Here is a 26,006-nt window from a genome sequence, read left to right on the forward strand (position 1 = left end):
CATTGTGATGGAGTTTTTTTGTCTCAGAAGTAAACTTCCCATTTGAACCCTATCCGTTATTTTATCTACCTAATATTAGGAATTCCGTTATAGTGGATGCAATGATTGAACAACGGGGAAGGATGAGGGAAAGATGAACCAGTATTATTTAACAGAATGGCGAGCATTAACGAAAGCAACGGACGTGACACTCCATCTCTATACGGTACCGCTCCAGGATCCATCATCACGACATACGCAAGGAGGGAAGTTGATTTTTCAATTAAATAAATTGAACAACTTTCAACCGATTGTGTTCTTTGATCAGTACATTGCTTCGTTTGAGGAAATCAAACAGTGGGGAAACGAGACGTTTCTTCAATATGAAGCGCGTCCGATCAATCTTTCACGTAATGTCGAGCGAACGTTACTTGAACGAATGTTGAAAAAGCAGTTGGAGCGATTGGGACATCCACAGTACATGATGAACCGGGGGAAGTTCCGCTCGAAACAGGCGCACCTACAGTCGACAAGTGGGCTACTCATCTATCCGACACTCGATCTCAACGTGAACGTTTCTCAGACGGATGAAATTGTTTTTGGATTCGATTTAACCCATCAATTTGAGTACCGCGAAAACCTACTGCAGCAGCTCAAGCGTGAGCCGAAATCCGTGTCTGCAGGAATGCGTGTCATCGATTCGACTCATCCGAAATCGTATGAGTACGAATTTGTAGAAGTTGCGCCTTATCGAGCGAGTGAAGTGAGTCCGATTCTAAAGTGTTCGATCATTGATTATTTCGCAAAGAAAGATCCGAAACGAATCATCGCACCAGACGCACTCGTCGTACACGTCAAAGATCGAAACAATCACATTCTTCCATACTTACCCGAGCAACTGAAACAGAGTTGTTCATTTGAGACGATTCCAGCTAAACAGCTCGGCGCAGTCAATCGAATCATCAAATTGTCGCCTGACGCGCGAATGTCGAAACTGATGCCGGAAGCACTCGATTTGATCGGTCGACTGCCGATGCTTCAGTTTGAGCGGAAAGATGTGCGGGCCGCTCGTCTCGGCTATACCATCAAAACGTTATCATCTCCTCGGCTTCGATTTGGTCAAGGAAAGACGGCTAGCTACGCCAAGGGTGGTTTGAATCATGGCGGCGTGTTTGAAAAAGGGGAAGCGACTGTCAGTTTCTTTGTCGACCCGAAATTACGTGATCGCCAAAAAGTGCAGCAAGTTATCGATTTTATCAAGAAACTGCAGAATACGTCTGAACGCTTTGGCGTGACACTCAACGTTTCGAATAAACCGAAAGGACTGAGCCAAACGCTCTCTACCGATTTGTTGCAGGCAGAAGACGTCATGTTCCAACTGAAGAATGTCTCGAAACACTTTGAAGGTGTCGTCGTCGTCATCGCCGAGGAAGAATCGCTCAATCATTCGTATCAAGCCATTAAGCGGGAATTTGGTGGGAAACATGATGTCGTGACTCAATGTGTGGAGCTGCATGACCGCGTGCTGAACTCTGAAGATACACTGTACAACATCCTACTCGGTGTGTACGTGAAGGCAGGCCTACAACCTTGGATTCTCGGTGAACCGCTCCACTCGGATTGTTTTGTCGGATTAGACGTAAGCCATGAGAATGGAAAACATGCGTCGGGCATCATTCAAATCATTGGGAAAGATGGGGCGATGATTAAGCAGAAATCACTCTCGACAAGTGAAGCGGGGGAGAAAATCAGTGCTGAGACGATGCGGGAAATCGTCTATGACACGCTTCATGCGTTTGAAGAACAGTATGGTCATACGCCAGCTCATATTACGTTCCACCGGGATGGATTCTGCCGTGAAGATTTGGCTCTCATCGAATCGCTTCTTTCTCCACGTGGGATTCGCTTCGACTACGTGGAAATTTTGAAGAACGTCAATCGACGGATGGCGATTCACGAGAAAGAATGGAAGACATCACAGGGACTTAGTTATACAAAGGAGCGAATGGGCTATCTGCTCTCGACTAACCCTCACGTGCGTGTCGGGATGGCGAAACCGCTCAAAGTGGTGCAACAGACAAACGTCTTACCGTTTGAGGATGTGTTAAGCGATGTGTATCGTTTATCGTTCATGCATGTCCACTCGCTCTTAAAGACACGACTGCCGATTACGACACACTATGCGGACTTAAGTTCGACGTTCCATAATCGAGGATTAATCAATGCGAATACGCAACATGAAGAGGCGTTACCGTTTGTATAACATGTGGAGTTGAAAGGTATCGTATAATTGGATTGAGACAACAACACTAGGAGGTAAAGTGATGAGTGAAAAAGGAGAAATCGTTCAATCCGTAAAACAGTTTACGGAAAATGAATTAAGTGACTTTTCTTTTAACCAAGATGAAACGCTTTTAAAGCATACTCCTGATGTCATAAATGCGGTTAGCGATATGGGAGAAGTCGGCTCAAAATCACAAGACAAAGTGTACAGTACGATTGATAAAGCGATTGATGTCTTTTCCGAACAACTCAAAGACGACAACCTAACGGATGAAACTAGAGACAAACTCAATGATCGGATTGAGCGAATGGTGGATAAGTCATTTCAAAAAGATTCGGAGTTCAAGAGATGGATGGGTGCATCGATTGTGGCCGGAGTCAGTGGTGCCGCATTGGCATTAGCAAAAAATCCAGAAGTGAGAAAAACGCTGATTAATTTGCTGACGAAGAAGGGCTGAATGTAGCAAATAGGATAGTTGTACGAAGTTTTTAAAATAGCAGGAGCGACGATTCAATTCGTCGCTCCTTTCTAGTTTATCTGATCTGTTCTCTATTACCGATACACTAGCGTTCAAACTGTTCGTTTGTTAAAACGAAACTTAAGTAGTACTGATACGTAAAAGAAAGTGAGAAAGGGGAGGGGGATAATGGCGCCACGTTGCACGAATTGTCACTACAAATGGAGAATAAAAGAAGTTTTAGCACTCGGTTTTTCTAGGGACGGAAAAGACTGCCCAAATTGTGGTCAAAAACAATTCATTTCTGCTGAAACTCAAAGTTTGTTGACCTTGGGATATTTAAGCCTCGTATTCGTTCCGTTTATCCTACTTTGGATTAAATTAAGTGATCACGATGAGAACGCAAGCAGATGATTAAATTCCTAGGACTATGCTTATCTATTGGTTTAGCGTACTGGGCCCTCGATTATGGCATTCACGATGAGGGGTTAGGGTTTCATAGAAAGGTGCCGTTGTTTACCGTATTACCGGCATGTCTTTTATATGTAGTTCTTTATGGAATGGATTTAAAAGAACGCTTCAAAAAAAGCGACGAGTAATATCGTCGCTTTTAGTCTGTCTGTTTCCGGTTATACATCACAATACTTCCGACGAACACGACAAGTGCCCAAGCCGACAGAACCGCAAGCTCCACCCATGTAGAGCCAAGTCCAGCTCCCGCCTCGATTTGATGCGCGAGGTCGATCAAGACGATGTTCGGCAAGTACTCGAGGAGACCGATGATGGAGAAGCGGTTCTCGTATACCAACAGCATCGGTGAGAATGAGAAGAAGAAAAATGCCGGCATGACGATGAGCGAGGCTTCCATGACCGTCTTCGTCATCAATCCGAGAATCGTCCCAATCCCGATATAGAAGAATGTCGAGGCGATGAGTGCGAGTGAGATGACGAGAAGGTTCGCCGGGCTGTAACCCATGATGAAGGCACATGCCGCGATGAGGATGAGTGTCGTCACGAACGTGAGCGCGCTCTTTCCGAGTAAGATATCGAGCGTGCTCGCCGGCGACAACATCAGCCCGCGGAGCGTGTTCTTCTCTTTCTCTTCGGCAATCAAGGCGCACTGGACGAACGTCGCGACGAGGCTGAACGTGATGTTGATGACGAAGTACGTCACGTCGATGCCTTCTCCGCCGAGCTGTGAATAGAAGACGGCGAAGAACAGCGGCATAATCAACGTCGACGAGACGAACAAGTTCCGCGACAAGTCTTTATAGTCTTTCTGGAAAATGGCGAGTGCCCGTTTCATTGAAAATGTCATGATAATTTCCTCCCTGTCACTTCGATAAAGATGTCCCCGAGCGTCGGCTCGTTCGAATGGATGGCCGCGATGTTTTGGTCACACATCTGAGCATGGAGCCAGTCGGCCCCGTCTTTTCCTTGCTTCAAGTCAACCATTTCCCCGTCATGCAGTTCGACGCGCATCGAGCCGTTCGCATATTTCCGGCGCAATCGTTTCGGAGCGTCGAGCAGTTGAATCTCTCCTTGATGTAAGAAGGCGACACGGTCGCACAGTTCTTCGGCCTCATTCATGTCGTGCGTCGTCAAGAAGATGGTCGTCCCTTTCGCCTTCAACCGTTCGATCCCTTTATAAATATGACGCGAGTTGACTGGATCGAGCGCGGACGTCGGCTCATCTAAAAACAACAGCTCCGGTTCATGTAACAACGCCCGGGCCAGTGTCACCCGTTGCAGCATCCCACGTGATAAAGCGGAGATGCGTTTTTTGCGTTCCCCGGTCAAGTTTACTGTCTGCAGCACATCATCGATTCGTGTGCGTGGCTCGTCGTATAGGTCGCAGTAGAGTTGTAAGTTCTCTTCGATGGAGAGACGCGTGTACAGTCCGCTGTTATCGGTCAACACACCAATCCGTTTCCGATACTGTTCTTGTTTCAACTCCGAGACCGGGACGCCGAACACGGTCGCGTCACCTGACGTCTGTGCGAGCTGTGACGTCAAGATTTTGATGGTCGTCGTCTTCCCCGATCCACTCGGTCCAAGGAAGCCGAACACTTCTCCCTTGCCGACAGAAAACGTCACGTTGCGTAACGCCTCTTCATTGCCGAAAAGTTTTTTTAATCCCTTCACTTGAATGATTGAGTCCATTCTTGTTCCTCCTCGTCGATGTCGTCTTGCTTGCTTTCATCATATCGAGAGGAAGAGGAGAACGCATTAGAATGGCGGTAAATGGCGCTTTACGAGGAGTGAGTGGAGCGAATGAGCCGGTGAATGGAGCTTATTTCAGCCCAATCATCGTCTTCAATTCGGCCATTTTCGTCTTCGAGAGGGGAATCGTTGTCTTCGCCGAATCATCGAGCACGAGGCTAAAACTGTTCTTCGTGTACGTGATCACTTCCCGCACCCGTTGAAGATTGACGATGTACGACCGGTGACAACGGAAGAAGCCGTACGGAGTCAAACGCGTCTCGAGCTCGTTCATCGTGAAGACGCTCGGGAATTGCTCCGATTGACTGTGTAATACGGATTGTCCGTCCTGACTCTCGATGTAGTCGATTTCCGGCGGATTGAGCAAGACGATTTTCTCGTTCACTTTCGTTGGAATCTTCTCGAAGCGGACGTGCATGACGTCAGGGGTGACGTCTTCGCTCGCATCCGGTTCATCCGGTTCTACGTCGAGCAGACGCAAGTGCCGGTGGTCGATGCGATAGACGGTCGACGTGACGAAGAGGGCGCTTTCCATGTTGCTCGTCAGAAGCAGGATGACTTTTTGTTGTTGCTTCAGTTGCATCAAGACGGTCGCGAACAAGTGCCGTGTCTCTTGGTCGACGTTTTGATCCGGTTCTTCAAGCACATAGATGTCCCGATTATGTAGAAGCAGCGCCGCATATTGGACGCGCCGGACGAGAGACAAGCTGAGCCGGTTCAATCGTTTGTTCCGATATGGTGTGAGTTGAACGGTTTGCAGGACGATATCCAGCGATTCCGTCGATTCGTAAAGCGTGTGCGTAAATCGCAAGTACTCCTCGACAGTCAGCCGGTCATACAATCCGTCACGAATGGAGAAGACAGAGAGCGTACGATTCGCTGTATCGATGGTCCCGGAGTAGTTTGCGTGCGTGTCCGTCAATAATGCGAACAATATTTCCCGGGAAGTGACGCCACAATGAATGGCTGCGATTTCACCCGGATTGATGGTGAAGGAGATATTTTCAAGGATGAGCGTGTCCTGTTGGCGAACAGAGACGTTGTCGAACGTAAGCACCGAATCCCTCCCTTTTTAGTTGGAGTATACCATTGATTCAGGAAAGACTTGAGTAATGAATTGGAATAAGGCTATGCTAAACTGGAGATAATTTGAAATTAGATGAGGGTGTGTCAGTGAAGATGATTGAGGTCATTCCGTTAGATTTTGATAAAACGAGTATAGATGAGATTGATCGGACAGCCGATTATTTGAACTATCCGGTGATTTATATTTTGAACGGACAGAAGGAAGCGTATATCGGGGAAACGGTGCATTTCCAAAAACGTATGAAACAACATCTGAAGCTGAAACAAGCTGATCGGAAAAATGTAGACCAAATCAATCTCGTGAAGCATGAGACGTTCAATCGATCGGCGACGTTTCATCTTGAGACGAAGTTGATCAACTACTTTTTAGGGGACGAGAAGTATACGTTACAAAACAAAAGCAAGACGGCAAGCGACTTCACACACAATTATTACAATAAATCGTTCTACGACAATGAGCTGTTTCCTGAGTTATGGGGTGTGCTACATAAGAATGGGCTCGTCGAAAACGACCTGCACGCCATCGAGAACAAAGACATCTTCAAATTGTCGCCGTTCAAAGAACTATCCGTTGAACAGATGGATTTAAAAGAGCGTGTGCTTGAGTTCTGTGAGACAAGGATTGCGAAGTCCAAGCCCGAAGATACATATGGAGACTTGTATGTCATTGAAGGAGAGGCCGGTGTCGGCAAGAGTGTCGTGCTCAGTTCTATCTTCAATACGATTCAAGCGCGGACGAACGAGGCGGGTTCGAATCTGCATCAGACGGAGAACTATCTGGTCGTCAATCATGAGGAGATGCTGAAGACGTATAAAGGGATTGCCAAACAAGTCAAACACTTGAAGGCTGTCAACTTCGTCAAACCGACGCCGCTCCTTAATAAGTTAAAAGATAGAAAAGTCGATATCATCTTGGTCGACGAGGCGCACCTTTTGTTGACGAAGTCAGATGCATACAACAATTTCCGGGCGGAGAATCATCTCGAAGAATTGATGAAGATTGCCAAGGTTGTCATTCTCATCTTCGATCAAGACCAAGTGTTAAAGCTGAAGAGTCGGTGGGATCAAAGTAAGTTGGATGAGTTTAAAGAAAAAGCGAAGTGTTTGAAAACATATAAACTGACGAATCAGTTTCGGATGCAGGCGGATGAGGATGTCATCGATTGGATCAACGCCTTCAAAGCTAAGCAGATACAAGCATTCCCAGCTTCTAAAAACTATGATTTACGTGTGTTTGAAACGTTGGAAGAGATGCACCTAATGATTATCGAACAAGACAAGAAACATGGGCTCAGTCGAGTCGTGTCGACGTTCGATTACCTTCATAAAAAGGACGGGGAAACGTATTACGTTTACGAGTCGAACGGTGAGTATAAGATGCCGTGGAATACGACGGGAGGCAAGACGACGTGGGCCGAGAAGTCAGAGACGATTGCCGAGGCTGGATCGATTTATACGATCCAAGGTTTTGATTTGAACTACGTCGGCGTCGTGCTCGGTCCTTCGGTAACGTACGATGAGACGAAGGATTGCTTGGTGATCGACACGAATCTCTATAAAGACACCGGGGCGTATGCGGGAATTGACGGTGTCAAAGATGTCGAGTTGGCGAAAGAACAGATTGTCTTGAACTCCATCAATGTGTTGATGAAGCGTGGCGTCCGAGGACTTTACTTATATGCGAGCAATCAAGCGTTGCGAGATAAGTTGTTACACATTCAAAGAGAGAAGGTACAGATATGAACGAAGTACAACGACTGATGGACAAAGTGATTGAATTCCGTGACGAGCGCGATTGGGCGTTCCACCACAACCCGAAAGACTTGGCATTGTCCTTATCACTTGAAGCGAGCGAATTGTTGGAGTTGTTCCAATGGGTATCAAGCGAAGAAGCACTCGAAACGAAGCACGTCGAGATGAAAGAAGAACTTGCGGATGTCCTCATCTATGCGCTGACGTTCGCTCATGCTGCAGGCATCGATGTGTCGCAGGCGATTGAAGAGAAGCTCGAGAAGAATGCGGTGAAGTACCCAAGTCCGAACGCCTAAGTTGTAATCGACCGATTAACCCTGACCATTATTTTCACTACGTTTTGATGTGAAATCGGATAAAGTGGTAAAAGAACAAATGTGGAAAGGGTTAATGAATATGGGCATCTATTATACGTGTCAGCATGGAGACGCTTGGAAAGTAGCATTGGAGCGAGGGTATCTACAAGGTGATCCTCACTACGCCATGTTCAATGACGAAGGATTTGAATTTTTCAAACCGGCTTATGACTGGATGGTCGAATAATATGAGCAGCGAGTCGGGATTCCGCTGAATGGTAACTATCCGGTTTGGTGTCGGGACGAGTTTCCTGATCTAGGCACCGGCAAAGGGATTGGATCGGGGAATAAAGGTGTGGTATTGACGGTTGAATTACCGGATGATCAAGTGTTGGCTTCGGAAATTTCATTTTGGGATTTTGTTCTACACAACTCTACTTTATTTGATACAGCCGAAGCATTCGACACCGAGGAAGAACCCACTCCAGCGTATACGCGAAAGTCTTGGGAGAAACTCTTTGACCAGAAGTGGTGCGAAAAGATGGCGGTCAATCGGTCGATAGCGGCACCGAGCTATCAATACGTGATTCATCGCATCGAGCTACATCAAGTCCGGGCCGTCATGCCGTTTCAAGACTTGAGTGACAGTTGGGTGGACCGGATTCGAGGATTCGGATGGCGTCTCGGCTATCGACTTGGTTTGAAAAAGTCGATTCCATTTCAGTGGCAAGGAAACTGTCATTTTAAAGAAATCAGTTGAAGAGGGGAAGACAGGATTCATGACCCAACGCGAACGGTTTGATCATTTATATGAGGCAGGGAAACGTTCCACCCGCCAAGCACTTCTTCTTGGAGTGTTCATCGTCTTACTTGGCGTCATCTTTTGGTTCACAGGCGAGCGTCGACTCGCTGAACTGGCATGGTTCGTCTTGTTCATTCCGGTCGTCTCGTTCGTCAAAGTGTGGGCGCGGACGAAAACGCTGCTCACGTTTAACGAGACTCCTGATTATCGGCGTCTCGTCTGGTATGAATATTGGAGTGGGATGGCCGTGATTGCGATTTTTTGTATATTGATTGTGACGTTGCTGTTACGTCCGGAACAAGCGAATATTTTGATTCTCGTTGTGGCGTTCAATCTATTTGCGTGGATGGCCTCTTCTAAGATTGATCAAAAGCTTGCCGCCATCGACCCGGAACATGTGACGCATAAAGCCTATGAACGCGGTAAAGTCGGCTTCTTTCTAAAATAAAGGCAGTCAAAAAGGAGTAGCGCGCGCTACTCCTTTTCGTTTACGTGATCGACCAATTGTTTCGCTTCAAGCAGCGACAGGCCATATGTCTCACGCAAGAATTTAACGGTCGGAATCACGCCAATCGTATCGATTTTTTCTTTAATCGACGCATGAAACTCAGCATCTTGAACGATTGGTTCGGTATGAATTTGTTTTCGTTTCAATGCACTCATATCCTTTGCTTGTTGCGCAATGATATTGAGCAAGAAGGCGTTCAAGATCAATGAAGCAATCAACATGACAGTAGTCCAATCCATTCAACCACTCCTTTCGACTTAATCATCAATGATATCGAAACTGTAAGCATTGGTGAGCGGGTTATGGATGATCAACTCATAACTGAGTTGTTGTTCGTCCGCTTTATCGATCAACAGATTGATTTCCGACATATTGAATATGTGTTGGCAGGTAACAGTCGTAACGAGTAACAGACCACCGATGATGGCTGTGGTGACGAGACGTTTCGTCCACATCGTGAGCGATGTCGACATTAAGGGCGTGTCTCTATTTTTTCTTCGATTCGCTCGAGGCGCTCCACTAAGACGTCGAACTGTTGCTGCTGATGAGCCGCGGTTTGACGATCCAACTCGAGTCGAGCGTCCGCCCGCGTCTCGTAGCGACCGATAAATCGAACAATCATCACGATGACCGCGATGAGTAACGCGAGTGGGACAAGTATTGCCAATAAACTAAATAGTAACGTCATTAAAACATTCATGCTTTTTCCTCCTTTATGTAATCCATACGGCTAGTATACTTCCAAATTCAGACAAACCCAAACGATTCCCATGATGGATAAGGAAACAGCAGGTCAGTTATGCTAACAGTATCTTCTTAAAAAGGGGTGGACCTATGGCCATTTACTATACATATCAACATGCGGGCGCCTGGGAAGCCGCCAATACATGTGGCTACTTGTTTGGGAATCCGGCGTACGGCATTTTTCAAGACGAGGACTACGCGTATCATCGCCCTGCTTACGACTGGCTCGCGGGACAATATGAGCAACGGACGAAAATCTCGCTTCGTGGAAACTATCCGGTTTGGTTGAGTAAAACAAGACCAGACGTCGCACGAGGTGATCTCGGGCAAGTGCTCGACGTGACGACGTTTATTGAGGAGGGTGTGTGATGGAGCTACCAACGCGACTAGGTACAGACGAGGCGGGTTACGTCATCAATCAAACAGACATGATACGAATCCAACCGATGTTTCGGCCAGTGCTTGATGCAGTGATTCAGTTGTTGCGAGAAGAATTCGCAGAAGCGCTGCATAGCGTATATGTATACGGAAGCGTCGGTCGTGGGACGGCTGTAGCCAGACGGTCCGATTTAGACGTGACGGTCATTGTCAAACGGGAAGTGGACGTTGACGTATTAAAGCGACGGACTATGCTTCTGTTGCATGGACATCCGGAAGTAATCAAAATTGATTATGACATCGGGCTGTTGGATACAGTGCTTGAGCCCGTCAATCATGTTGAATGGGGATTTTGGTTACGTCACATGTGTGCATGTGTTGACGGGACTGACTTGTCTCATCATTTTCCATACATGAAACCGGACGAGCGCATCAGCCGAGCGTTGAATCGAGATTTGTCCGATCAGTTACGAGAAGCGCAAGTGAAATTGAAGACAAGACGTATGACGGGAAACGAAAAACGGTCACTCGTCAAACGGATGATTCGAGGCGTGTATTTGACAATCAACGTCGAAGATCAAAGTTTTGTATCGACGATCACAGACAGTCTGTTTGTGTTACGCCTTTATTTTCCGAACAGTGAAATCATAGATGACTTAGAGCGAGGCATGGAGTCAGAAGAACTTCACGATGAATGGTTGGTTGAGTTGATTGCAGAGTATGAATCATTGTTTCTTTCAAGATGACAGTCATTTATTAAAGCGACTTCTGTTGGTCTAAATCATCAAAATGAAATTCGACGAAAATCATCCCGAGGATGAGATACATGATTACGAAGGTCCGAACTAAATTGGGTACGTAGAGGATTTGGAAAAACAGCAACCCTTCAAACGAGAACACGAATAGATAGGCAAGGAGATACATTAATATCTTGCCTCTTCGAAATCGAGAGAACAGGCGAATGCCTACGAGGAACGAATAAAGTAGCGTCTTGACGGTATTGGACATGTTGGTAAATCCTTTCTAAAAACGTCACCGCTTATTAAGCGGAACTTATCCCGGTTTTGTGCGTCTACGTCTGACATCCGATTCGAAGTAATACATTGGGGTGAACAATCCTGCTGAAAGATAAATCATAAAAACGGTTTCCAGTAAGAGCGACCCTTGGAGGCCATATCCGATGATGAGGATATGGACGGGGACAAAGAACAGCATGAATGCATAAGACATTGTACTTTCCGTTTTGATAAATCGATATAATCCTCGCATTAATAAGATGTAAGGAAATAAGACGTAATAGAAGAAACGCTTCAAGTCGTAACGCCCTTTCTTAAGCGGTGCGCCCAAATTATGTATATTCGTCTTTTTCAGTATAATAGGGACACCACATGCAAAGAAGGAGCATTTTCATGAATCCATCAATTGCGATTATCGGAGCGGGTGTGAGTGGGCTGTATGCCGCGTCGCTCCTCATTGAGAAAGGCTATGACGTCACCGTTTTCGAGGCGCGTGACCGTATCGGGGGACGGGTGTTAAGCCAAAATGGTTTCGACCTTGGCCCGACCTGGTACTGGCCAGAGACGGAGACGACGATCACGCAACTGGTTGACCAACTGGGTCTTCGAACGTTCTCGCAATATACAGCAGGAGACTTGATGCTCGAGCGGCAGTTCGGTGTCATCGAGCGCCATACGCTCCCGTCCGGTCACACCGTCCCCTCGATGCGACTCGTCGGAGGCATGGCCAGCTTGACGACGGCACTCGCTGCGACTTTTCCTGCCGGAACGATTCAACTTAAGTCGACCGTCACCTCGATTCACCAGACTGAAAACGAGGTCTCCATCGAACTCGAAACAGGACGGTCCCAAACGTTCAAGTACGTCATCCTAGCTATCCCGCCACGACTTGTCTCACGCATCTCGTTTCAACCGGAACTGTCTGAAACGACGAAGTCAAAGCTGGCAAATACGCCGACCTGGATGGCCGGGCAGGCGAAAGTGCTCGCTGTATACGACCGTCCGTTTTGGCGTGACAATGGACTATCTGGTCAAGGCATGAGCTGGGCCGGGGTGTTGCAGGAGATTCATGACGCCTCACAGCCGGGCGGACTTGCCGCGTTATTCGGCTTCTTCCGGTTGTCTGCTGCCGAATGTTCGGTATTCGATCAAGACGAACTGAATCGTCGCGTCATCAATCAACTCGTGCGACTGTTCGGGGAAGAGGCGCAGCAACCGCGTGAAGTTATATACGTCGATTGGTCGAGTGATCAGCACACGGCCACGGTTCAAGATGGGGAACCGTTGACTGATTTCCCTGTCTATCAGCCGATCGCGCTCAATCCACCTTGGGAAGGACGGCTCTCACTCGCTGGGACGGAGACGGACTCCTTGTTCGGTGGTCATATCGAAGGCGCGCTCCGGGCAGCGGAGCGGGTCGTCGAGCACCTCTAACTAAAAATGCGTATCATCCCAAGCAAGGGACGATACGCATTTTTCATTTGAACTTCTTGATCATCAGCGCGAGCGAACGATTAATCATTGTCATCTCGTCATCTTCGAGCACGGAAAACATCTCTTCGGCGAGCCGTTCCTCGATGGCATCGATTTGTTTCGAGTACTCCAAACCGATTGGACCGAGCCGGATGAAGCTCTCACGCAAGTTGTCCGGGTTCTTCTCTTTTTTTACGAACTCACGCTGTTCGAGCACTTTAAGCACTTGGCTGACCGCACTCTTCGAGATATTCATCTTCGTGGCAATCTCCGTCGTCGTCCACGTGTCTTGGCGTTTGAACAGGAGTAACATCTGTTCTTGCTGGTAACTGAGTTCGAATTCGTTCAACTCGGTAAAGTATTTGGTGAACAACAAGTCGAGCTCGTCAATTTGACGGTACATCTCGATGACTTGCTGTTTGCGTGTGTCATTCAATCGTCGTTCTCCTTTCATCGCGTGTCGCGGAACGTCTGGCTCCGCACGTATAACACGATACTCAATACTAATCCGATTATACCAAACGAGATGAGTAACGTTTGAATCGGTACGGCCAAGGCGACCAGAATCGACAGGACGGCGAACGCGATCGGCTCTAACCCGGATGCGGCGAGCGCCATAATGCTCATGACGCGTCCAATCTTGTCGTGGTCGCTATGTTCTTGCATGAGCGTGACCGTCGGCAAATAGACGAGCATCAACATAAATCCGCTCGCAGCTGCAGCCAAGGCAAGGAGTGTGATCGACTGCGCCTGCGTATAGAGGAAGAAGGCCCCAATCGTCAAAAACAGGACGCGGAAGACGAAGCGTCCACGGTGGACCGAGCGGAACAACAGGACGAGAAAACTCGCGACGAACGTCCCGACAGCAAGTCCACCTTCAATCAAACTCAAATCAAACGCGTTGCCACCCCGTTCACCTACGAGAATCGGGATGCTCATGATGAGCGGTCCCATGACGAACAAGTTGACGATAGCAATCGACAGCGTCCCGCTCCGTAAAATCGGCGTGCTCGAGACGTAACGAATGCCTTCTTTCAAATCGACGATGACATGACCGAGCGACATCGCACGGGCTAGGGGGATGGAGTCACGAATCAAGCGCGGCATGATCAAGATAGCGGCGATGAAAATCAAGACGGCCGCCGTCCCGAAGCTGAGCCCGAAGCCGCCCCATGTGAGTAAGGCACCGGCGAGGAACGGTCCGAACACGAACATGAGCTCGAGCGTCCCTTGGAAGAGCGAGTTGGCACGCTGCAGCTCTTCTTGTTTGACGAGCGACGGAATCAAAGATGACAACGCCGGATAAGACATGCCGTCGAGCAGTCCGAACACGATGGAAATCATAATCAAGGCGAACACCGAATACGCGTCCGCAAGATGAAGCGCCACGACCGCGACCATGAGAAGACCTTGTCCGAGGTTCGTCAAAAATAAGAGCCGACTCTTTTGGAATCGGTCGGCGAATACACCGCCGAATATCATCATCACGACACGCGGCAACGAGACGGCGGTCATGATAATCCCGAGGAGGGCGGGTTGCTTCAGCACATCGATTGTGAGCCACGACACGCTCAAGAAGAAAATCGAGAACCCGAGCGTGAGCGTCATGCCGGATAACCACGTGAATACGAAGCGTGGATTTTGTAGCAAATTCATAAAGAAAACCTCAGTCTTTCTACCTTTTAATATAGTTAAGTTAACTAAACTATAGAAGAAAACATGTTGTTCGTCAATCGAAAGACCTATCACGAATTAATTGTAAAAAAACGGAACTTTATTCTGTGAAAATCGTATAGTGAGATAAGAGGTGAACAAGATGAATAAACATCAGCGTTTGAAGCAAATGGTTACCGCAAACCGAAAATGGCTTCTCGTACGACTTGGCTTTGCGATTCCAATAGGAGTATTACTCTTTTTCTTTTTACAAACCGAGACACGATCAATCTTGTATGGCAGTTTGATGATTGCATCGTTGCTGATATACGGCGTGATGATTGGACGGGAAAGTCGATTCATGAGCAGTTTCACAGACCACATTCGAGCGAAGCGGGTCATCCATATCCAATATGTGTTCGACTACATGATGGTCGTCTTTATCTGTTTGTTTTTCCCGTTGCTCATGAAGCTCGAAACAATCAGTTGGGTCCCATTCTTCATCTTCTCTTTTACAGCGTTAGCGCTAGTGATTGTCGAGCGGTTACTTGATGAGAAAGTAAAGCTGATTGATCCCCAGCAACCGACGCGTCGAGACGTCAAGCGGGAAAGTTTTTAAGGGGGGATTTGATGAACAAACAAGAACGCATCAATCTGATTTATAAAACCAATATAAAGACGGCCGTTTTCCAAAGTCTGCTCACGTTTCCAATGGTGTTTTGTCTCGTCGGATTTATCGAATCGGATTCATGGAACGGTTGGTACGTGGCGGGAGCGCTCGTCTGTCTGTTGCTATTAGGCGGAATCTTCTTCAAGGCGAATCGAGTCGAGACCGAGTTGACCGAGCAAGAGGAAGCCAAAAAGATGATCGTCCGTCGGAACGGATTTGTCTTTGCGCTGTTCGTCCTTTTCCTTTTGTCGTTTGCCCTGACGCTTAAGCTAGGGTGGACGTACGCGTGGATATTAGGTGTAGCGGTCGGTGTCATCTATGTCGGGTATCGTTTGATCCGAAAGCAAGACGAGCGGTTGATGAACATCGATCCGGAGCATCCGATGCTTCGTGAGATACGGCTCGACAACGTCAGAGACTGAGGAGGGATGAGATGGATCGAGAAGCCCGGACTGAGGCATTGTTACAAATCTACACGACGTATCGTCGTTTCATGATTGGAAGCAGTGTCGTCATCTTTGTGAGCGCGCTTTATTTCATGATGCACACGACGTATTCTGGTGTGATTGCGGTGGCCAGTCTTGTGCCGACACTGTTTTTCGAATGGAAACAGACCGTCCTGTATCTTCGGTTCAATGACGACTGGACATATCGGCGTCTCGTGAAAGGACAATTCTTTATCTTAGTAGCTACCTTCCTCACGTTGTTCAGTCTCATCACCCTGTTTTTGACGGGGCAGATTCATCCGGACGTGTTGATGTGGGCGATGGTCATCGGGGCACCACCGTCTGTGTTGTTGCCGCTGTGGATGGATCGAAAACTGCTCAAACTCGACCCAGAACACGTTACGTCAAACATGCTGGCTAAAGCCAATCGTGAGAAGCTGAAGCGTCGACTTGACGGAATCAATGATTAGAAAAGGAATGGAATCGTATGACGAAACAACAACGGATTGACGGAATGAATCGATATCGTGAGCAAAGGAAGCGGCGACGAGACATGCTGTTCGCTCCTGTCCCTGGACTATTGTTTGTCACGTTGCTCGCGGATCAAATTTGGTGGGTTGGCTTAGTGTTGATGGGTTTGTTCGCCAGCGGTTCAATCGTATATTTGCTGAAAGAAGGAGAGGCGTTCGCTCGTCTATCGGATGAAAACGGCGCTCGAATGGCGACGCGGAATGTCTATCGGATTTTAAGCGGATGGTACGCCTTTATCGTCGGTAGCGTGGCAAGTTATAAATTGGGGGCTCCATGGTGGACGTGGATTCTCACCATTGGGATTGCCGTCACGTTGCCGCCTTTGTATAAACGCTTCAACGAAGCTGTCCAAAGCGCAGATACAGTCCAACCGGTCCGATCTGAATTGATGACGACGCGGGGGTTGATGTAATGATCTTGACGAAACAAGAACGAATCGAGCGATTATTCGCGCATGAGGATGCGACGTGGCACTGGCGCTACTGGGGACTTTTCTTCAGCTTGATCGCTGTCGCATTCATCTCGTATCAGACATCGATTTACTTACCGCTCATTCTATTTGCAGTGTATTTGCCCCAATTATGTGTCGCGTGGTGCAAGACGAAAGTGTTGCTGACATTTAATCCGGATCCTCGCTATCGACGTTGGATTTACAGTGATTTCATCGTCGAATGGTTCATCTTTTTGCTGTTCATCTGTCTACTCGCTGCCTATCACACGGGCCTTCTCACGATTTGGCCACTCATGGTCATGTTGGTGACTGGGACGATTGGCGGGTTACTGTTTTCATACATGGTCAACCGAATCGTTCTGACATTTGATCAACATCACGTCACGAATCGGATGTTCGACGAAGCGAAAACTGAGCGCCGTGCACACGAAAAGACGAGTTCCTGATCATCGGAACTCGTCTTTTTTCACATTTCAGGACATAGGTCCTTTATGCTCGAGCACTCGAGGAGTAAGCTTGAGATGTACACAGTATATAGAGAGAATCGAGGAAGAGACTATGTTAGCCATTGTAATTGGACTCGTCATCGGGATTTTGTTGCCGATGCAGACGAGCGTGAACTCACGTCTGCGCACCATCGTCGGGTCACCGTTCGTCGCGTCGTTCCTGTCGTTCGCGATCGGGACGACCTTTTTAACACTTATGTTATTACTCACCGGGCAGTCGTTCGGGATTGAATCGTCCATCTTCCGAGCAGAACCGCTTTGGATGTGGTCGGGCGGCTTGTTGGGGGTCATCTTTTTAACGGGTAACATCCTCTTGTTTCCAAGGCTCGGCAGCGTTCAGACTGTCATCATGCCGATTTTTGGACAGATTTTGATGGGACTGTTGATTGACCACTTCGGTTGGTTTAATTCAGCCGTCAACGTCCTCACGCCGTGGCGCGTGTTCGGGGCCTTGCTCGTATTACTTGGCGTCGTCGGAACGGTCGCACTTACGGACTGGATTAACCGTCGCCGCGGCAAACTAGTCGCCCCATCGCAGACGGGAACCGGCAATTTGAACGTCTGGCGCCTCGTCGGAATCGGGACCGGGATGATGAGTGCGACGCAGACGGCCATCAACGGCTATTTGGGAACGGCGCTCGAATCGGCTTTGAAAGGGGCGCTCGTCTCGTTCGTCGTCGGGACGGTGACGTTACTGCTCATCTTGCTCGTCTTGCGGCCGAGCGTCGAATGGCGCGGGTTACGCGGTCAGCCGTGGTGGATTTGGCTCGGCGGCATTATCGGGGCACTGTTCATCGGTGGGAACGTGTTGATCGTGCCGATGGTCGGGACCGGCATCGCCGTCGTCATCGTCATTGTCGGCTTGCTATGCGGAAGCCTGCTCATCGACCGTTTTGGTTGGTTCGGGGCCGCCAAGAACCCGGTCACTGGGATACAACTCGTCAGTTTACTCGTCATGGTCATCGGGATCATGCTGATTCGATTGTCATAAGGGAGGAGAGACATCATGCGCGGAGTACTGTTCGCCATCAGTGGCGGCTTCTTTTTAACGCTACAGAGCGTCGCCAACGCACGCATCAGTTCAAGTATCGGGACGTGGCAAGCTGCGACGTTGACGCAATTGACGGGCTTCGTCGTTGCGCTCATAATCATGCTTCTCGTTCGCGACCGGTCGTATGTTCACATGCGTCGCGTCGAGCCGCTTTATTTGTCAGGGGGAGCGTTCGCTGCGTTCATCTTGTTCAGCAATATGACGGCCGTGCATGAGCTCGGTGTCACCCTCACCATCTCATTATTTTTAATCGCCCAGCTTGCCCTCGCGCTCGTCATTGACTGGCGCGGCTGGTTCGGGATGTTGCGCCGTGACTTGAACCGGACGCAACTGCTCGGGGTCGTCATGATGATTGTTGGGATTCTCGTATTGAAAGGATGACGTGCGATGGAACAGATTAACCATTACATGAAGCGGTATGGGCTGGATGAGGTACTCCCATCAGCTGTACGTCCTCAACTCAAGCTCGTCCGTTACGCGACGGGGGAGGCGATTTGCACCCAAGGCGCTAAGGCCGAGCAACTCCACTTTCTCGTCAGTGGAAAGATTCGGGTGGCCCACACGTCAGCGGCCGGGAAGCGGCTCGTCTTGTCGTTCAAATATCCGCTCGACTTGATTGGCGACATCGAATACGTTCGCCGCACGCCGTTCTTGAACACGGTCGAGGCGGTTACGCCGGTCGAGATGCTCGTCGTCCGCTTCGATGATCTCGCGCGTCATGCGAAAGATGATGTGACGTGGCTCCACTATTTGCTGGCAGGCATCACAAAAAAGTTCGAGATGAAGTCGCAGTCGATGAGTTTCAACTTGTTTTACCCGGTCGATGTGCGACTCGCGAGCTATCTGTTGTCGATGACACCGGAAGAGACGACGCTCGGGTCGACCGTCGATGAGTTGACCGATATCGCCGATTTGATTGGGACGAGCTATCGCCACGTCAACCGGACACTCAAGCGGTTCGTGGAACAAGGATTGATTGAACGGGATCGTCGGTCGATTGCAATCATGGATCGCGCCGGGTTGATTGCCGTCGCCGGGGAGAGTATTTATGAATGAGGAGGACATATCATGGCACTTGGAATGATGCTCGCGGTCATGGGCGGCATGCTCGTCTGTGTGCAGAATACGTTCAACGCCAAAGTGAAAGAACAGGTTGGGGCGTGGGCGACGACGACGCTCGTGCTCGCCCTCGGCTTCTTGGCGTCGCTACTCGTCGGATTGATCAGTGAAGGATTTGGTCTGTTCGCGGTCACGGGGATGGAGACGTGGTACTGGTTCAGCGGCATCATTGGGGTCGGCGTCGTCATGAGTGTGACGCAAGGCGTCCAACAACTCGGACCGAGCCACGCCATCTCAATTGTCATGGTGTCGCAAATCCTATTCGCGCTCCTATGGGACACGCTCGGCTGGTTCGGGCTCGAAGCCATCCCGTTCACATGGAAGACAGCGCTTAGCATCGTGTTAATCGTTGGTGGGGTGTTGTTGTTCCAGTTGAGTGGGAAGAAAGAGACGGCCCACCAAAAAGCAAAGCAAGCCGTCTAAAAGGATTTTCGACAAGTCGAACAAGTCTGCCCGTGTTCCTGCCGTTTGACGACGGTTTGGCAATGCGGGCATTTTGTTGTGAGCGAGGCGTGAGGCTGGACGGGTGAACGGTCGCCGAAAGATGACGGATAGACGGTATAAGAACGGGTTACGATGAATCCGGCGATACCGAGCAAGGCGACTAAAATCAGAATATCCATCGAAATACCTCCTAATTATTGGTATGCTACTTGTATATACGGTAAATGTCCGAATTGGTTTCAAGGAGGAACAAATGATGATGACGCGAGAAGAACGAATCGAGCAGTTACAGATACGACCGAAAAAAGGGGTCTTTAAATTATTATGGGCTGCCGCGGCTGGACTAGGGCTAGGGTGGTGGATTTACGCCAATGCGTCGTTGCCACTACTAGCCATACTCTCCTTTTTGATGATGACGGCTGTCCCGCTCAGTCATGTAGCTTGGAAGAAGACACGCGTATCTGTGACGTTCAATGAAAGTCGATCCTACAAACGGTTGATTCGGGCGAAAGGCGTCATCGCGATTGCAATGTTATGGGTCATGCTCGGTCTGATGGGCGGGTATGTATCAGGATACTTCGGATTGCCGGTATTCAGTGGACTGTCGGCGGTGTTGATTGCAGGCATGTTAGTGGTTGAGACGTGGCTCGATTACCGGTTACTTCGTATCGATCATGAGCATGTCACTGATAGCTTGATTGGGTTTACGAAACGTGAGCGCTTGAAGCGGAAATGGGAGGGCGAATGATGGTCGAGCATAAAAATCGCTTGCTTCAATTGATGCGGTTTGAACAAGTCTCGATTCGTTTATTTGGTCTACTAGTAGCCATCATCATCTTGACCTCGTTTTATCTCCATAGTCGTTACACTTTAACGAACATGCAGGTGTTCGCAGCCTTTTTAGTCATTTACGCATCATTGATTTTATGGGGCTGGTTACGGATGAAGCTATTGCTTCGCTTTAGTTCGGATGAGCTGTATCGCCGATATGTTCGACTCAACTTTTTATTCATCTTCATGACGGTCATCGGGCTCGCGGTATTTATTTGGGGTACAGTCATTCAAACTTTTCAACATATCACGTATTCATTGCTTGGTACGCTAATCGTCTTGCCTTGTCTTTATTTTGAATGGTGGGTGAATGAGCGACTCAAAAAGATTGATCCAGAACATGTGACGAATCAAGACATTCGCCAATACAGACGATTGAAGAAAGCAGGGGAACAATGATCATTTGGAACGATATACCGGACGACCCGAACCGGTTGCCCGCATTAACGGATGACGTGTTGACTGAAGTGGAGACGCGACTCGGAGTGAAACTGCCGATTGATTATCTCGAGACGATTCGTATCCAGAACGGGGGATATGTCGAACAGCGCGACTTGCCGATTATATGGAATGGACAAGATGACATCGTTCTCGTTGATTCAATTGCTGGGGTCGGGCGTCACGAAGGGCTGATCGAATCAAAAGCTTTATTAACGGAATGGGGTGTCGAGGATGAACGATTGATTGCGTTCGCCGGTGACGGGCACTTTTTCCTCGCATTCGACTACCGTGAAGGAGCGACGCCTAAGATTGCCTATATCGATACGGATACGGAAGAGATTGATGTCTTGTTCGATTCGTTCAGTCAATTTAGCGAAGCGCTCACGACGGTCGACATGGTAATGTTTGCAGAAATGATTCCAGAACCAATCACTGAAATGAAACCAGGGAAAGCACTCTTGGACGATGCACGACGCCTGCTTTATAGTGAAGAACCGAAAGAAAAACTGGACGGTGCGGTTATTTGGTTCAATGGATTGGATTCACTTGAGGCGAACGAACTCGTTCGTGAGCTGTTGACATGGATGGATGACGAGACGTTACGAGAGACGGCGACAAGCGTCATTCAAGAAGTCATTATTCGACGGAAGCCCTTAGATCAACAACTGTTCGAAGCATTTTTTGAGACGCTCCACAGACAAGACGACGTCTATAGTAAACAATGCTACGAAGAGACGATGTACATTCTTGATAACGATATTAGAGTTGAGTGAAACGATTTGCCGTTTCCTTTCGTAAAAGAAGGTAACGAGATTTGATTAGGGGGATTGGATGATTGACCATAACATAAGACTTGAACGCATGATGGAGAACGATCGAAATCGACAAAAACAAATGTTGTACCCGACGATAGGAATCATCGCACTGTTCATCATCTATTTTTGGGCGACGGACGTCCTCTTACTGTTGCCGATCATCTTGGTTGGACAGCTGCCCGTGCTGTATAAAGGGTGGTACCGGATGAAGTTGCTGCTCACCTTCAACGACGACGCTCGCTACCAACAGAAAGTAGGGTCCGAGTTCGGCTTGGCCGTCGGGAACATCGTGTTTCTCTTGCTGTTGATCGCGAGCTCGATGCTCGGATGAATCACGCTACTCACGCTCGTCATCGTCGTTATCGTGGGTCTGATCACATTCCTAGCGCTTGGGATTCGCATCGACCGTGAGTTGAAAACGATTGACCCGGAGCACGTGACCGCGACGGAACTCGGCAAGGCGCAACTCGAGCGCGAAAAACGAAAGTCATCATGATGGGAGTACCTAACTATGGTTGTTAAAAATGAACGACTGAAACAAATGGTCGAGAACGACCGGAAAGTGAACCGGACGGCGCTCTTGCTCACGTTCGCAATTTTAGGAATCGCCTTTTACTTCATCTTTACTCAAGACATTACGGTCGCGACGTTCGCCGTCATCATCATGGCGACGCAATTGCCGAGTCTCTATCGGGCGTGGCATCGTATGAACTTGCTGCTTACGTTCAATGACGAGTCACGGTATCAAAAGTTCGTGCGCCTCGAGTTCGGTATCGTTCTCGCGAACGTCATCTTGCTTGGGGTCTTCATCGCTATCGCTTGGGCGATTGAAGGGTCACTCTTCGTCTTTGCAATCATGCTGATCGCTTTGTTCCTCCCGTTCATCTTCTTGTCGGTATGGGTGAACCGTAAAATTGAGGTGATTGACCCAGAGCACGTGACGAACCATGAGTTGCGGACGGCGCATCGCGATGAAGCGAAACGCCAGCTCAAATAAGGAGGAGTTCGATGGATATGCGAGTGCTTGATATGCTGTGGACGCTTGGTAATTATGCTGTCTTGTTAGGCGGAATCATTTTCGTGCTAAAGCTAATGATTGGAACAGCGAACAAGCAGAACTGAATAGAACCAAAAAGCCATAAAATTCGAGAGCCTCGACTTTTATGGCTTTTTAAATTGATTGGCGTTTCACTGCTTCTCCACTACCTGTATTTTAAACACACCTGTGCCCGAACGGTTCGTCAACAAGGTGATTAAAATCAAATCACCTTTGGATAAATCTGATAGAGAGAGCGTCTCCTCTTGTTTATAAATGGATACTTGTTCCTCAAAAACTTCATATTCCATAAGTGTTTGATTCGTTTCATCGTTAAATAAATTACCTTTAACCGTTATCTGATTGTCTTCGATTCCTTGAATTTCAGCATAAAATGTCTGAATATCAGACGGAGCGAGAACCCAGATATCTTCCTCATATGCTTTGTACGCATTGGTGTATCCCGCAAAATAACTAATCAACACACTGATTACTAAGAGAACAATTGACAGGATGACAGTGATTTTATAAGGCGGCATCATCGGGGAACGTGTTTTTAAGTTGCCAATTAGCGCTTGATTGATGTGTCGCTTGTAGGCCTGAAAATAAAGCGTGATAGTCACAATAAAGGTGAATAGAACGATGCATGTCGCGATGATGTAAATAGGGATGCTCATAAAGTTGTCTCCTTCAGATATGAAAATGATCTTTAAAGATATAGTAATAGCTCCTTGTCACATCAACGCGTTTTCCGTTCGTTAGAGTAAGGATAAATTTTGTGGAAAGAGTGGGTTTGATTTGTTTGATTTGATTTGTTGCAATGACAACAGAGTTACTGATTCGTAAAAAAGACGTCGGATCGAGCAAACTGACGAGCCGGTATAATCGATCAGTAGCGACATAAACGGATGCTTGCGTTTCAATTTTCACTGTATGGCCAAAGGATTCGATACAAATAATATCCGCTACTGGTAACACGATCCGTTCATTCGTGTCCTTCTCTTTAACAGTCAAATGCTGAACAAAAGGAGTAGATGTACTCAGTACCAGGTCGGCCGTATCATCTATTTCAATTCCTTTTTCCTCGAGCATAGACTTAATCTCGTCATAGCGCTCGTTACTAATATCGAGCTTGATTTTCATGCACGAACCGCCTTCCTCTGTACCAATCCATATATTTGAAATCAGTGTAGCAACTACCTCCTTGTTCATCAATACAAGATGAACACTTTACAGAAATATCCACATAAGTTGCATCATAGAGATTGAGTCTAATAAACAAAATGAATCATCGTATCTCGTCACGATAAAAACCCTATGGATGAATACAGATTGGTGAGTCCATCTGCTTCTCCATAGGGTGTTTTAAATTAAGATATAATTTGGCTTCGTTAGGCGAACATGCCCACCAAAATCCCGCAGATGACCATGCCAATCGTATAGAACTTGAAGCGGTGTCGTTCCCAAAACGAGTCGGTCATCGATTTGTGACTCCGTCACGCTTCGCAATCTTATCGCTCACTTGCTGGCCGCTCAATGTCACCATCGGCATGCCGCCGCCGGGATTGACCGTACCTCCGACGAAGTAGAGGTTGTCGTACAGCTCGCTCTGTTTCTTATGCTTGAAGCCGCCGTTCCGTTTTTTATCGGCGACGGTCCCATAAATCGCGCCCCGGTCCGAACCGTACGTGCGCTCGATGTCATGCGGCGTCCAGACGTCACGTGTCACCGTATGTTCCCGCAATCCGTCCAAGCCCATCCGTTCGAGCTTGTCGAGGACGCGCTCTTCGAACGCGGCGTATTGTTCTGGTGTGAACGGGTTGTCCTGGATGTACGGGATGTGCGGCAAGATCTTGATGTTCTCATGCCCAGGCGGTGCCTGTGTCGGGTCGGTCTTATTGACGTTCACCAAGTAAATCGTCGGGTCGTCCGGCAACTCGTGCTGCTCGAAAATCTTGTCCATCTGTTCGTGCAAGTTCTCCGAGAAGAAGAAGTTGTGATGGCCGAGCGCAGGATACTCTTTGTTCACGCCGAGGTGGAGCACGAAGCCGGAGCTGGCCGGCTCATATTTCTCGACAAGCTTGTCGACGAACTGGTCATCTGCTTCGACCATCTTTTGATAGAACGGGATGACTTCCATGTTCGAGACGAAATAGTCGGCCGAGCGGAGCCGTCCATCTTCGAGCTCGATGGCCGTCAATTGTCCGTTCAGCGTGTGCGCGCGGACGACGCCTTGACCGGTATGGAGCTGGACGCCAATCTCTTCCGCGAGTTTCGTCAATCCTTCCGCGAGTTTATGCGTCCCGCCTTCGACGTACCAGCAGCCTTGGGCGTGCTGCATGTAAATCATCATGTTGAGGACAGCCGGTGCGCTGTACGGGGACGATCCGACATACTTCACGTAATACGATAACATCGTCCGTAAATGCGGGTTGCTGATTCGTTTGGCGATGCCGTCGTACATCGTCGACGTCAAATCGAAGCCGAACAACGTCGAGAACAGACCGTTCTTCGCGACCGCTTCGCGCGGCGATTCAAACCCTTCTTTCAAGTACGCCTTCTCCGTCGTGTTGTAAATCCGCTCGGCATATTTCAACAGCTCGCGGTACTCGTACATGTCTTTTCGGGACAACGTCGGGTTGGCGCGCTCCATCTTGTCCAAATCATGATAGAGATCGAGCACCGTGCCGTCCGGGAAGAACGAGCGCCACTCGAGGTCGAGCCGTTTGATTGGCACGTAGTCTTCCATCCGCTTGCTGCTACCTGCGAACAGCTTCTCAAAAATCTGCGGCATCGTTAAAATCGACGGGCCGAGGTCAAAGCCGAAGCCGTCTTGTTCGAGCCGGTTCACTTTCCCGCCGATATGGTCGTTCTTTTCGTATAAGGAGACGTCGTATCCTTTTTGTGCGAGTGAGATCGCCGCGGAAATCCCGCCGAGCCCGCCACCGATCACAATCACCGATTTGTTCACGTTTTGCATATGTGTTTCGCCCTTCTTCCACCATGTATTTTTT

The 26,006-nt window shown here is 48.4% G+C and carries 37 protein-coding genes; 25 read left to right on the forward strand and 12 right to left on the reverse strand.

The window, feature by feature from the left end; genetic code table 11:
- Positions 1 to 133 precede the first annotated feature (133 nt).
- Both KNP81_RS11905 and KNP81_RS11910 read left to right on the forward strand, forming a co-directional pair.
- Positions 134 to 2,242 carry a Piwi domain-containing protein gene (locus tag KNP81_RS11905; RefSeq protein ID WP_214720089.1) on the forward strand — a complete coding sequence of 703 codons (2,109 nt, stop codon included), beginning with the start codon at positions 134 to 136 and terminating at the stop codon, positions 2,240 to 2,242.
- 61 nt (positions 2,243 to 2,303) lie between these two features.
- Positions 2,304 to 2,720: a hypothetical protein gene (locus KNP81_RS11910; protein WP_214720090.1), complete on the forward strand. Its 417-nt coding sequence runs from the start codon at positions 2,304 to 2,306 to the stop codon at positions 2,718 to 2,720.
- A 610-nt stretch (positions 2,721 to 3,330) separates the two neighbouring features.
- Here KNP81_RS11910 and KNP81_RS11915 read toward each other — a convergent pair.
- The 3 genes from KNP81_RS11915 to KNP81_RS15495 form a co-directional block, all read right to left on the reverse strand.
- Positions 3,331 to 4,038, reverse strand: coding sequence for an ABC transporter permease (locus KNP81_RS11915; protein ID WP_214720091.1), 708 nt, complete (start codon positions 4,036 to 4,038; stop codon positions 3,331 to 3,333).
- Complete coding sequence (locus KNP81_RS11920) at positions 4,035 to 4,883, reverse strand: ABC transporter ATP-binding protein (protein ID WP_214720092.1); 849 nt, start codon at positions 4,881 to 4,883, stop codon at positions 4,035 to 4,037. The genes KNP81_RS11915 and KNP81_RS11920 overlap by 4 nt, the downstream gene beginning before the upstream one ends.
- Positions 4,884 to 5,013: 130 nt before the next feature.
- The gene (locus KNP81_RS15495) at positions 5,014 to 6,000 is read right to left on the reverse strand and encodes a LytTR family transcriptional regulator DNA-binding domain-containing protein (protein WP_214720093.1); all 987 of its coding nucleotides are present in this window, start codon (positions 5,998 to 6,000) and stop codon (positions 5,014 to 5,016) included.
- Positions 6,001 to 6,122: 122 nt separating this feature from the next.
- Between KNP81_RS15495 and KNP81_RS11930 the strand changes: the two genes are divergently transcribed.
- From KNP81_RS11930 to KNP81_RS11950, 5 genes are all read left to right on the forward strand, one after another.
- On the forward strand, positions 6,123 to 7,772 hold the full coding sequence (locus KNP81_RS11930; RefSeq protein WP_214720160.1) for a DUF2075 domain-containing protein: 1,650 nt from the start codon (positions 6,123 to 6,125) through the stop codon (positions 7,770 to 7,772).
- On the forward strand, positions 7,769 to 8,077 hold the full coding sequence (locus KNP81_RS11935; RefSeq protein ID WP_034781437.1) for a nucleotide pyrophosphohydrolase: 309 nt from the start codon (positions 7,769 to 7,771) through the stop codon (positions 8,075 to 8,077). The genes KNP81_RS11930 and KNP81_RS11935 overlap by 4 nt, the downstream gene beginning before the upstream one ends.
- Before the next feature lie 100 nt (positions 8,078 to 8,177).
- Positions 8,178 to 8,324, forward strand: a complete 147-nt coding sequence (locus KNP81_RS11940) for a DUF3841 domain-containing protein (protein WP_214720094.1) — start codon at positions 8,178 to 8,180, stop codon at positions 8,322 to 8,324.
- 294 nt (positions 8,325 to 8,618) lie between these two features.
- Positions 8,619 to 8,837 carry a hypothetical protein gene (locus tag KNP81_RS11945; RefSeq protein WP_214720095.1) on the forward strand — a complete coding sequence of 73 codons (219 nt, stop codon included), beginning with the start codon at positions 8,619 to 8,621 and terminating at the stop codon, positions 8,835 to 8,837.
- A gap of 19 nt (positions 8,838 to 8,856) precedes the next feature.
- A complete protein-coding gene (locus tag KNP81_RS11950) occupies positions 8,857 to 9,327 on the forward strand; it encodes a hypothetical protein (RefSeq protein ID WP_214720096.1) in 471 nt (156 codons plus the stop codon).
- 26 nt (positions 9,328 to 9,353) lie between these two features.
- Here KNP81_RS11950 and KNP81_RS11955 read toward each other — a convergent pair whose 3' ends face one another.
- From KNP81_RS11955 to KNP81_RS11965, 3 genes are read right to left on the reverse strand one after another with little or no spacing between them, the layout of a single operon-like run.
- Entirely contained in the window at positions 9,354 to 9,626 is a 273-nt protein-coding gene (locus KNP81_RS11955; protein WP_214720097.1) for a hypothetical protein, read from the reverse strand.
- An 18-nt stretch (positions 9,627 to 9,644) separates the two neighbouring features.
- Complete coding sequence (locus KNP81_RS11960) at positions 9,645 to 9,860, reverse strand: hypothetical protein (protein WP_214720098.1); 216 nt, start codon at positions 9,858 to 9,860, stop codon at positions 9,645 to 9,647.
- On the reverse strand, positions 9,860 to 10,087 hold the full coding sequence (locus KNP81_RS11965) for a hypothetical protein (protein ID WP_214720099.1): 228 nt from the start codon (positions 10,085 to 10,087) through the stop codon (positions 9,860 to 9,862). The genes KNP81_RS11960 and KNP81_RS11965 overlap by 1 nt, the downstream gene beginning before the upstream one ends.
- A gap of 134 nt (positions 10,088 to 10,221) precedes the next feature.
- Here KNP81_RS11965 and KNP81_RS11970 point away from each other — a divergent pair, with 134 nt between their 5' ends.
- The 3 genes from KNP81_RS11970 (at position 10,222) to KNP81_RS11980 (ending at position 12,959) form a co-directional block, all read left to right on the forward strand.
- Positions 10,222 to 10,500: a DUF3841 domain-containing protein gene (locus KNP81_RS11970; protein ID WP_214720100.1), complete on the forward strand. Its 279-nt coding sequence runs from the start codon at positions 10,222 to 10,224 to the stop codon at positions 10,498 to 10,500.
- A complete protein-coding gene (locus KNP81_RS11975; RefSeq protein ID WP_214720101.1) occupies positions 10,500 to 11,255 on the forward strand; it encodes a nucleotidyltransferase domain-containing protein in 756 nt (251 codons plus the stop codon). The genes KNP81_RS11970 and KNP81_RS11975 overlap by 1 nt, the downstream gene beginning before the upstream one ends.
- 663 nt (positions 11,256 to 11,918) lie before the next feature.
- Positions 11,919 to 12,959, forward strand: coding sequence for a flavin monoamine oxidase family protein (locus KNP81_RS11980; protein ID WP_214720102.1), 1,041 nt, complete (start codon positions 11,919 to 11,921; stop codon positions 12,957 to 12,959).
- A 43-nt stretch (positions 12,960 to 13,002) separates the two neighbouring features.
- Here KNP81_RS11980 and KNP81_RS11985 read toward each other — a convergent pair whose 3' ends face one another.
- Together KNP81_RS11985 and KNP81_RS11990 are read right to left on the reverse strand one after the other, a co-directional pair.
- Complete coding sequence (locus KNP81_RS11985) at positions 13,003 to 13,434, reverse strand: MarR family winged helix-turn-helix transcriptional regulator (protein WP_251130349.1); 432 nt, start codon at positions 13,432 to 13,434, stop codon at positions 13,003 to 13,005.
- A 14-nt stretch (positions 13,435 to 13,448) separates the two neighbouring features.
- Positions 13,449 to 14,654: an MFS transporter gene (locus KNP81_RS11990; RefSeq protein WP_214720104.1), complete on the reverse strand. Its 1,206-nt coding sequence runs from the start codon at positions 14,652 to 14,654 to the stop codon at positions 13,449 to 13,451.
- A 160-nt stretch (positions 14,655 to 14,814) separates the two neighbouring features.
- Between KNP81_RS11990 and KNP81_RS11995 the strand changes: the two genes are divergently transcribed.
- The 9 genes from KNP81_RS11995 to KNP81_RS12035 all read left to right on the forward strand — a co-directional run bounded on the left by KNP81_RS11995 (position 14,815) and on the right by KNP81_RS12035 (position 19,848).
- Positions 14,815 to 15,270 (forward strand): hypothetical protein, encoded by a 456-nt coding sequence (locus tag KNP81_RS11995; protein WP_214720105.1) that lies wholly within the window; start codon positions 14,815 to 14,817, stop codon positions 15,268 to 15,270.
- A gap of 11 nt (positions 15,271 to 15,281) precedes the next feature.
- Complete coding sequence (locus KNP81_RS12000) at positions 15,282 to 15,743, forward strand: hypothetical protein (RefSeq protein WP_214720106.1); 462 nt, start codon at positions 15,282 to 15,284, stop codon at positions 15,741 to 15,743.
- An 11-nt stretch (positions 15,744 to 15,754) separates the two neighbouring features.
- Positions 15,755 to 16,237, forward strand: coding sequence for a hypothetical protein (locus KNP81_RS12005; protein ID WP_029596174.1), 483 nt, complete (start codon positions 15,755 to 15,757; stop codon positions 16,235 to 16,237).
- 17 nt (positions 16,238 to 16,254) lie between these two features.
- On the forward strand, positions 16,255 to 16,710 hold the full coding sequence (locus tag KNP81_RS12010; protein ID WP_214720107.1) for a hypothetical protein: 456 nt from the start codon (positions 16,255 to 16,257) through the stop codon (positions 16,708 to 16,710).
- Positions 16,710 to 17,195 (forward strand): hypothetical protein, encoded by a 486-nt coding sequence (locus KNP81_RS12015; RefSeq protein ID WP_214720108.1) that lies wholly within the window; start codon positions 16,710 to 16,712, stop codon positions 17,193 to 17,195. The genes KNP81_RS12010 and KNP81_RS12015 overlap by 1 nt, the downstream gene beginning before the upstream one ends.
- 112 nt (positions 17,196 to 17,307) lie before the next feature.
- Complete coding sequence (locus tag KNP81_RS12020; protein ID WP_214720109.1) at positions 17,308 to 18,246, forward strand: DMT family transporter; 939 nt, start codon at positions 17,308 to 17,310, stop codon at positions 18,244 to 18,246.
- Positions 18,247 to 18,261: 15 nt separating this feature from the next.
- Positions 18,262 to 18,687 (forward strand): DMT family transporter, encoded by a 426-nt coding sequence (locus KNP81_RS12025; RefSeq protein WP_214720110.1) that lies wholly within the window; start codon positions 18,262 to 18,264, stop codon positions 18,685 to 18,687.
- Positions 18,688 to 18,693: 6 nt separating this feature from the next.
- Complete coding sequence (locus tag KNP81_RS12030) at positions 18,694 to 19,362, forward strand: Crp/Fnr family transcriptional regulator (protein ID WP_214720111.1); 669 nt, start codon at positions 18,694 to 18,696, stop codon at positions 19,360 to 19,362.
- Between the two features lie 12 nt (positions 19,363 to 19,374).
- Complete coding sequence (locus KNP81_RS12035; RefSeq protein ID WP_214720112.1) at positions 19,375 to 19,848, forward strand: DMT family transporter; 474 nt, start codon at positions 19,375 to 19,377, stop codon at positions 19,846 to 19,848.
- Here the strand turns inward: KNP81_RS12035 and KNP81_RS12040 are convergent.
- A complete protein-coding gene (locus KNP81_RS12040; protein WP_214716092.1) occupies positions 19,845 to 20,048 on the reverse strand; it encodes a hypothetical protein in 204 nt (67 codons plus the stop codon). The two genes, KNP81_RS12035 and KNP81_RS12040, sit on opposite strands and share 4 nt — an antisense overlap.
- A gap of 77 nt (positions 20,049 to 20,125) precedes the next feature.
- Here KNP81_RS12040 and KNP81_RS12045 point away from each other — a divergent pair, with 77 nt between their 5' ends.
- The 6 genes from KNP81_RS12045 to KNP81_RS12065 are packed head-to-tail and all read left to right on the forward strand — an operon-like array spanning position 20,126 to position 22,953.
- Positions 20,126 to 20,617, forward strand: coding sequence for a hypothetical protein (locus tag KNP81_RS12045; RefSeq protein ID WP_214720113.1), 492 nt, complete (start codon positions 20,126 to 20,128; stop codon positions 20,615 to 20,617).
- The gene (locus KNP81_RS12050; RefSeq protein WP_214720114.1) at positions 20,617 to 21,099 is read left to right on the forward strand and encodes a hypothetical protein; all 483 of its coding nucleotides are present in this window, start codon (positions 20,617 to 20,619) and stop codon (positions 21,097 to 21,099) included. Before KNP81_RS12045 ends, KNP81_RS12050 begins: the two co-directional genes overlap by 1 nt.
- Entirely contained in the window at positions 21,096 to 21,914 is an 819-nt protein-coding gene (locus KNP81_RS12055; RefSeq protein ID WP_214720115.1) for an SMI1/KNR4 family protein, read from the forward strand. The genes KNP81_RS12050 and KNP81_RS12055 overlap by 4 nt, the downstream gene beginning before the upstream one ends.
- A 58-nt stretch (positions 21,915 to 21,972) precedes the next feature.
- A complete protein-coding gene (locus KNP81_RS12060) occupies positions 21,973 to 22,287 on the forward strand; it encodes a hypothetical protein (RefSeq protein WP_251130350.1) in 315 nt (104 codons plus the stop codon).
- Positions 22,288 to 22,320: 33 nt separating this feature from the next.
- A complete protein-coding gene (locus KNP81_RS15400) occupies positions 22,321 to 22,452 on the forward strand; it encodes a hypothetical protein (protein ID WP_285800947.1) in 132 nt (43 codons plus the stop codon).
- A 15-nt stretch (positions 22,453 to 22,467) separates the two neighbouring features.
- Positions 22,468 to 22,953 carry a hypothetical protein gene (locus KNP81_RS12065; RefSeq protein WP_214716096.1) on the forward strand — a complete coding sequence of 162 codons (486 nt, stop codon included), beginning with the start codon at positions 22,468 to 22,470 and terminating at the stop codon, positions 22,951 to 22,953.
- 191 nt (positions 22,954 to 23,144) lie between these two features.
- Here KNP81_RS12065 and KNP81_RS12070 read toward each other — a convergent pair whose 3' ends face one another.
- The 3 genes from KNP81_RS12070 to KNP81_RS12080 all read right to left on the reverse strand — a co-directional run bounded on the left by KNP81_RS12070 (position 23,145) and on the right by KNP81_RS12080 (position 25,972).
- Positions 23,145 to 23,669, reverse strand: coding sequence for a hypothetical protein (locus KNP81_RS12070; RefSeq protein ID WP_251130351.1), 525 nt, complete (start codon positions 23,667 to 23,669; stop codon positions 23,145 to 23,147).
- Between the two features lie 13 nt (positions 23,670 to 23,682).
- Positions 23,683 to 24,135 (reverse strand): LytTR family DNA-binding domain-containing protein, encoded by a 453-nt coding sequence (locus KNP81_RS12075; protein WP_214720116.1) that lies wholly within the window; start codon positions 24,133 to 24,135, stop codon positions 23,683 to 23,685.
- A gap of 334 nt (positions 24,136 to 24,469) precedes the next feature.
- Positions 24,470 to 25,972, reverse strand: a complete 1,503-nt coding sequence (locus tag KNP81_RS12080; protein WP_214720117.1) for a phytoene desaturase family protein — start codon at positions 25,970 to 25,972, stop codon at positions 24,470 to 24,472.
- Between the last annotated feature and the right edge of the window lie 34 nt (positions 25,973 to 26,006).

Source organism: Exiguobacterium sp. s149 (assembly GCF_018618395.1).
Lineage (GTDB): Bacteria > Bacillota > Bacilli > Exiguobacteriales > Exiguobacteriaceae > Exiguobacterium > Exiguobacterium chiriqhucha.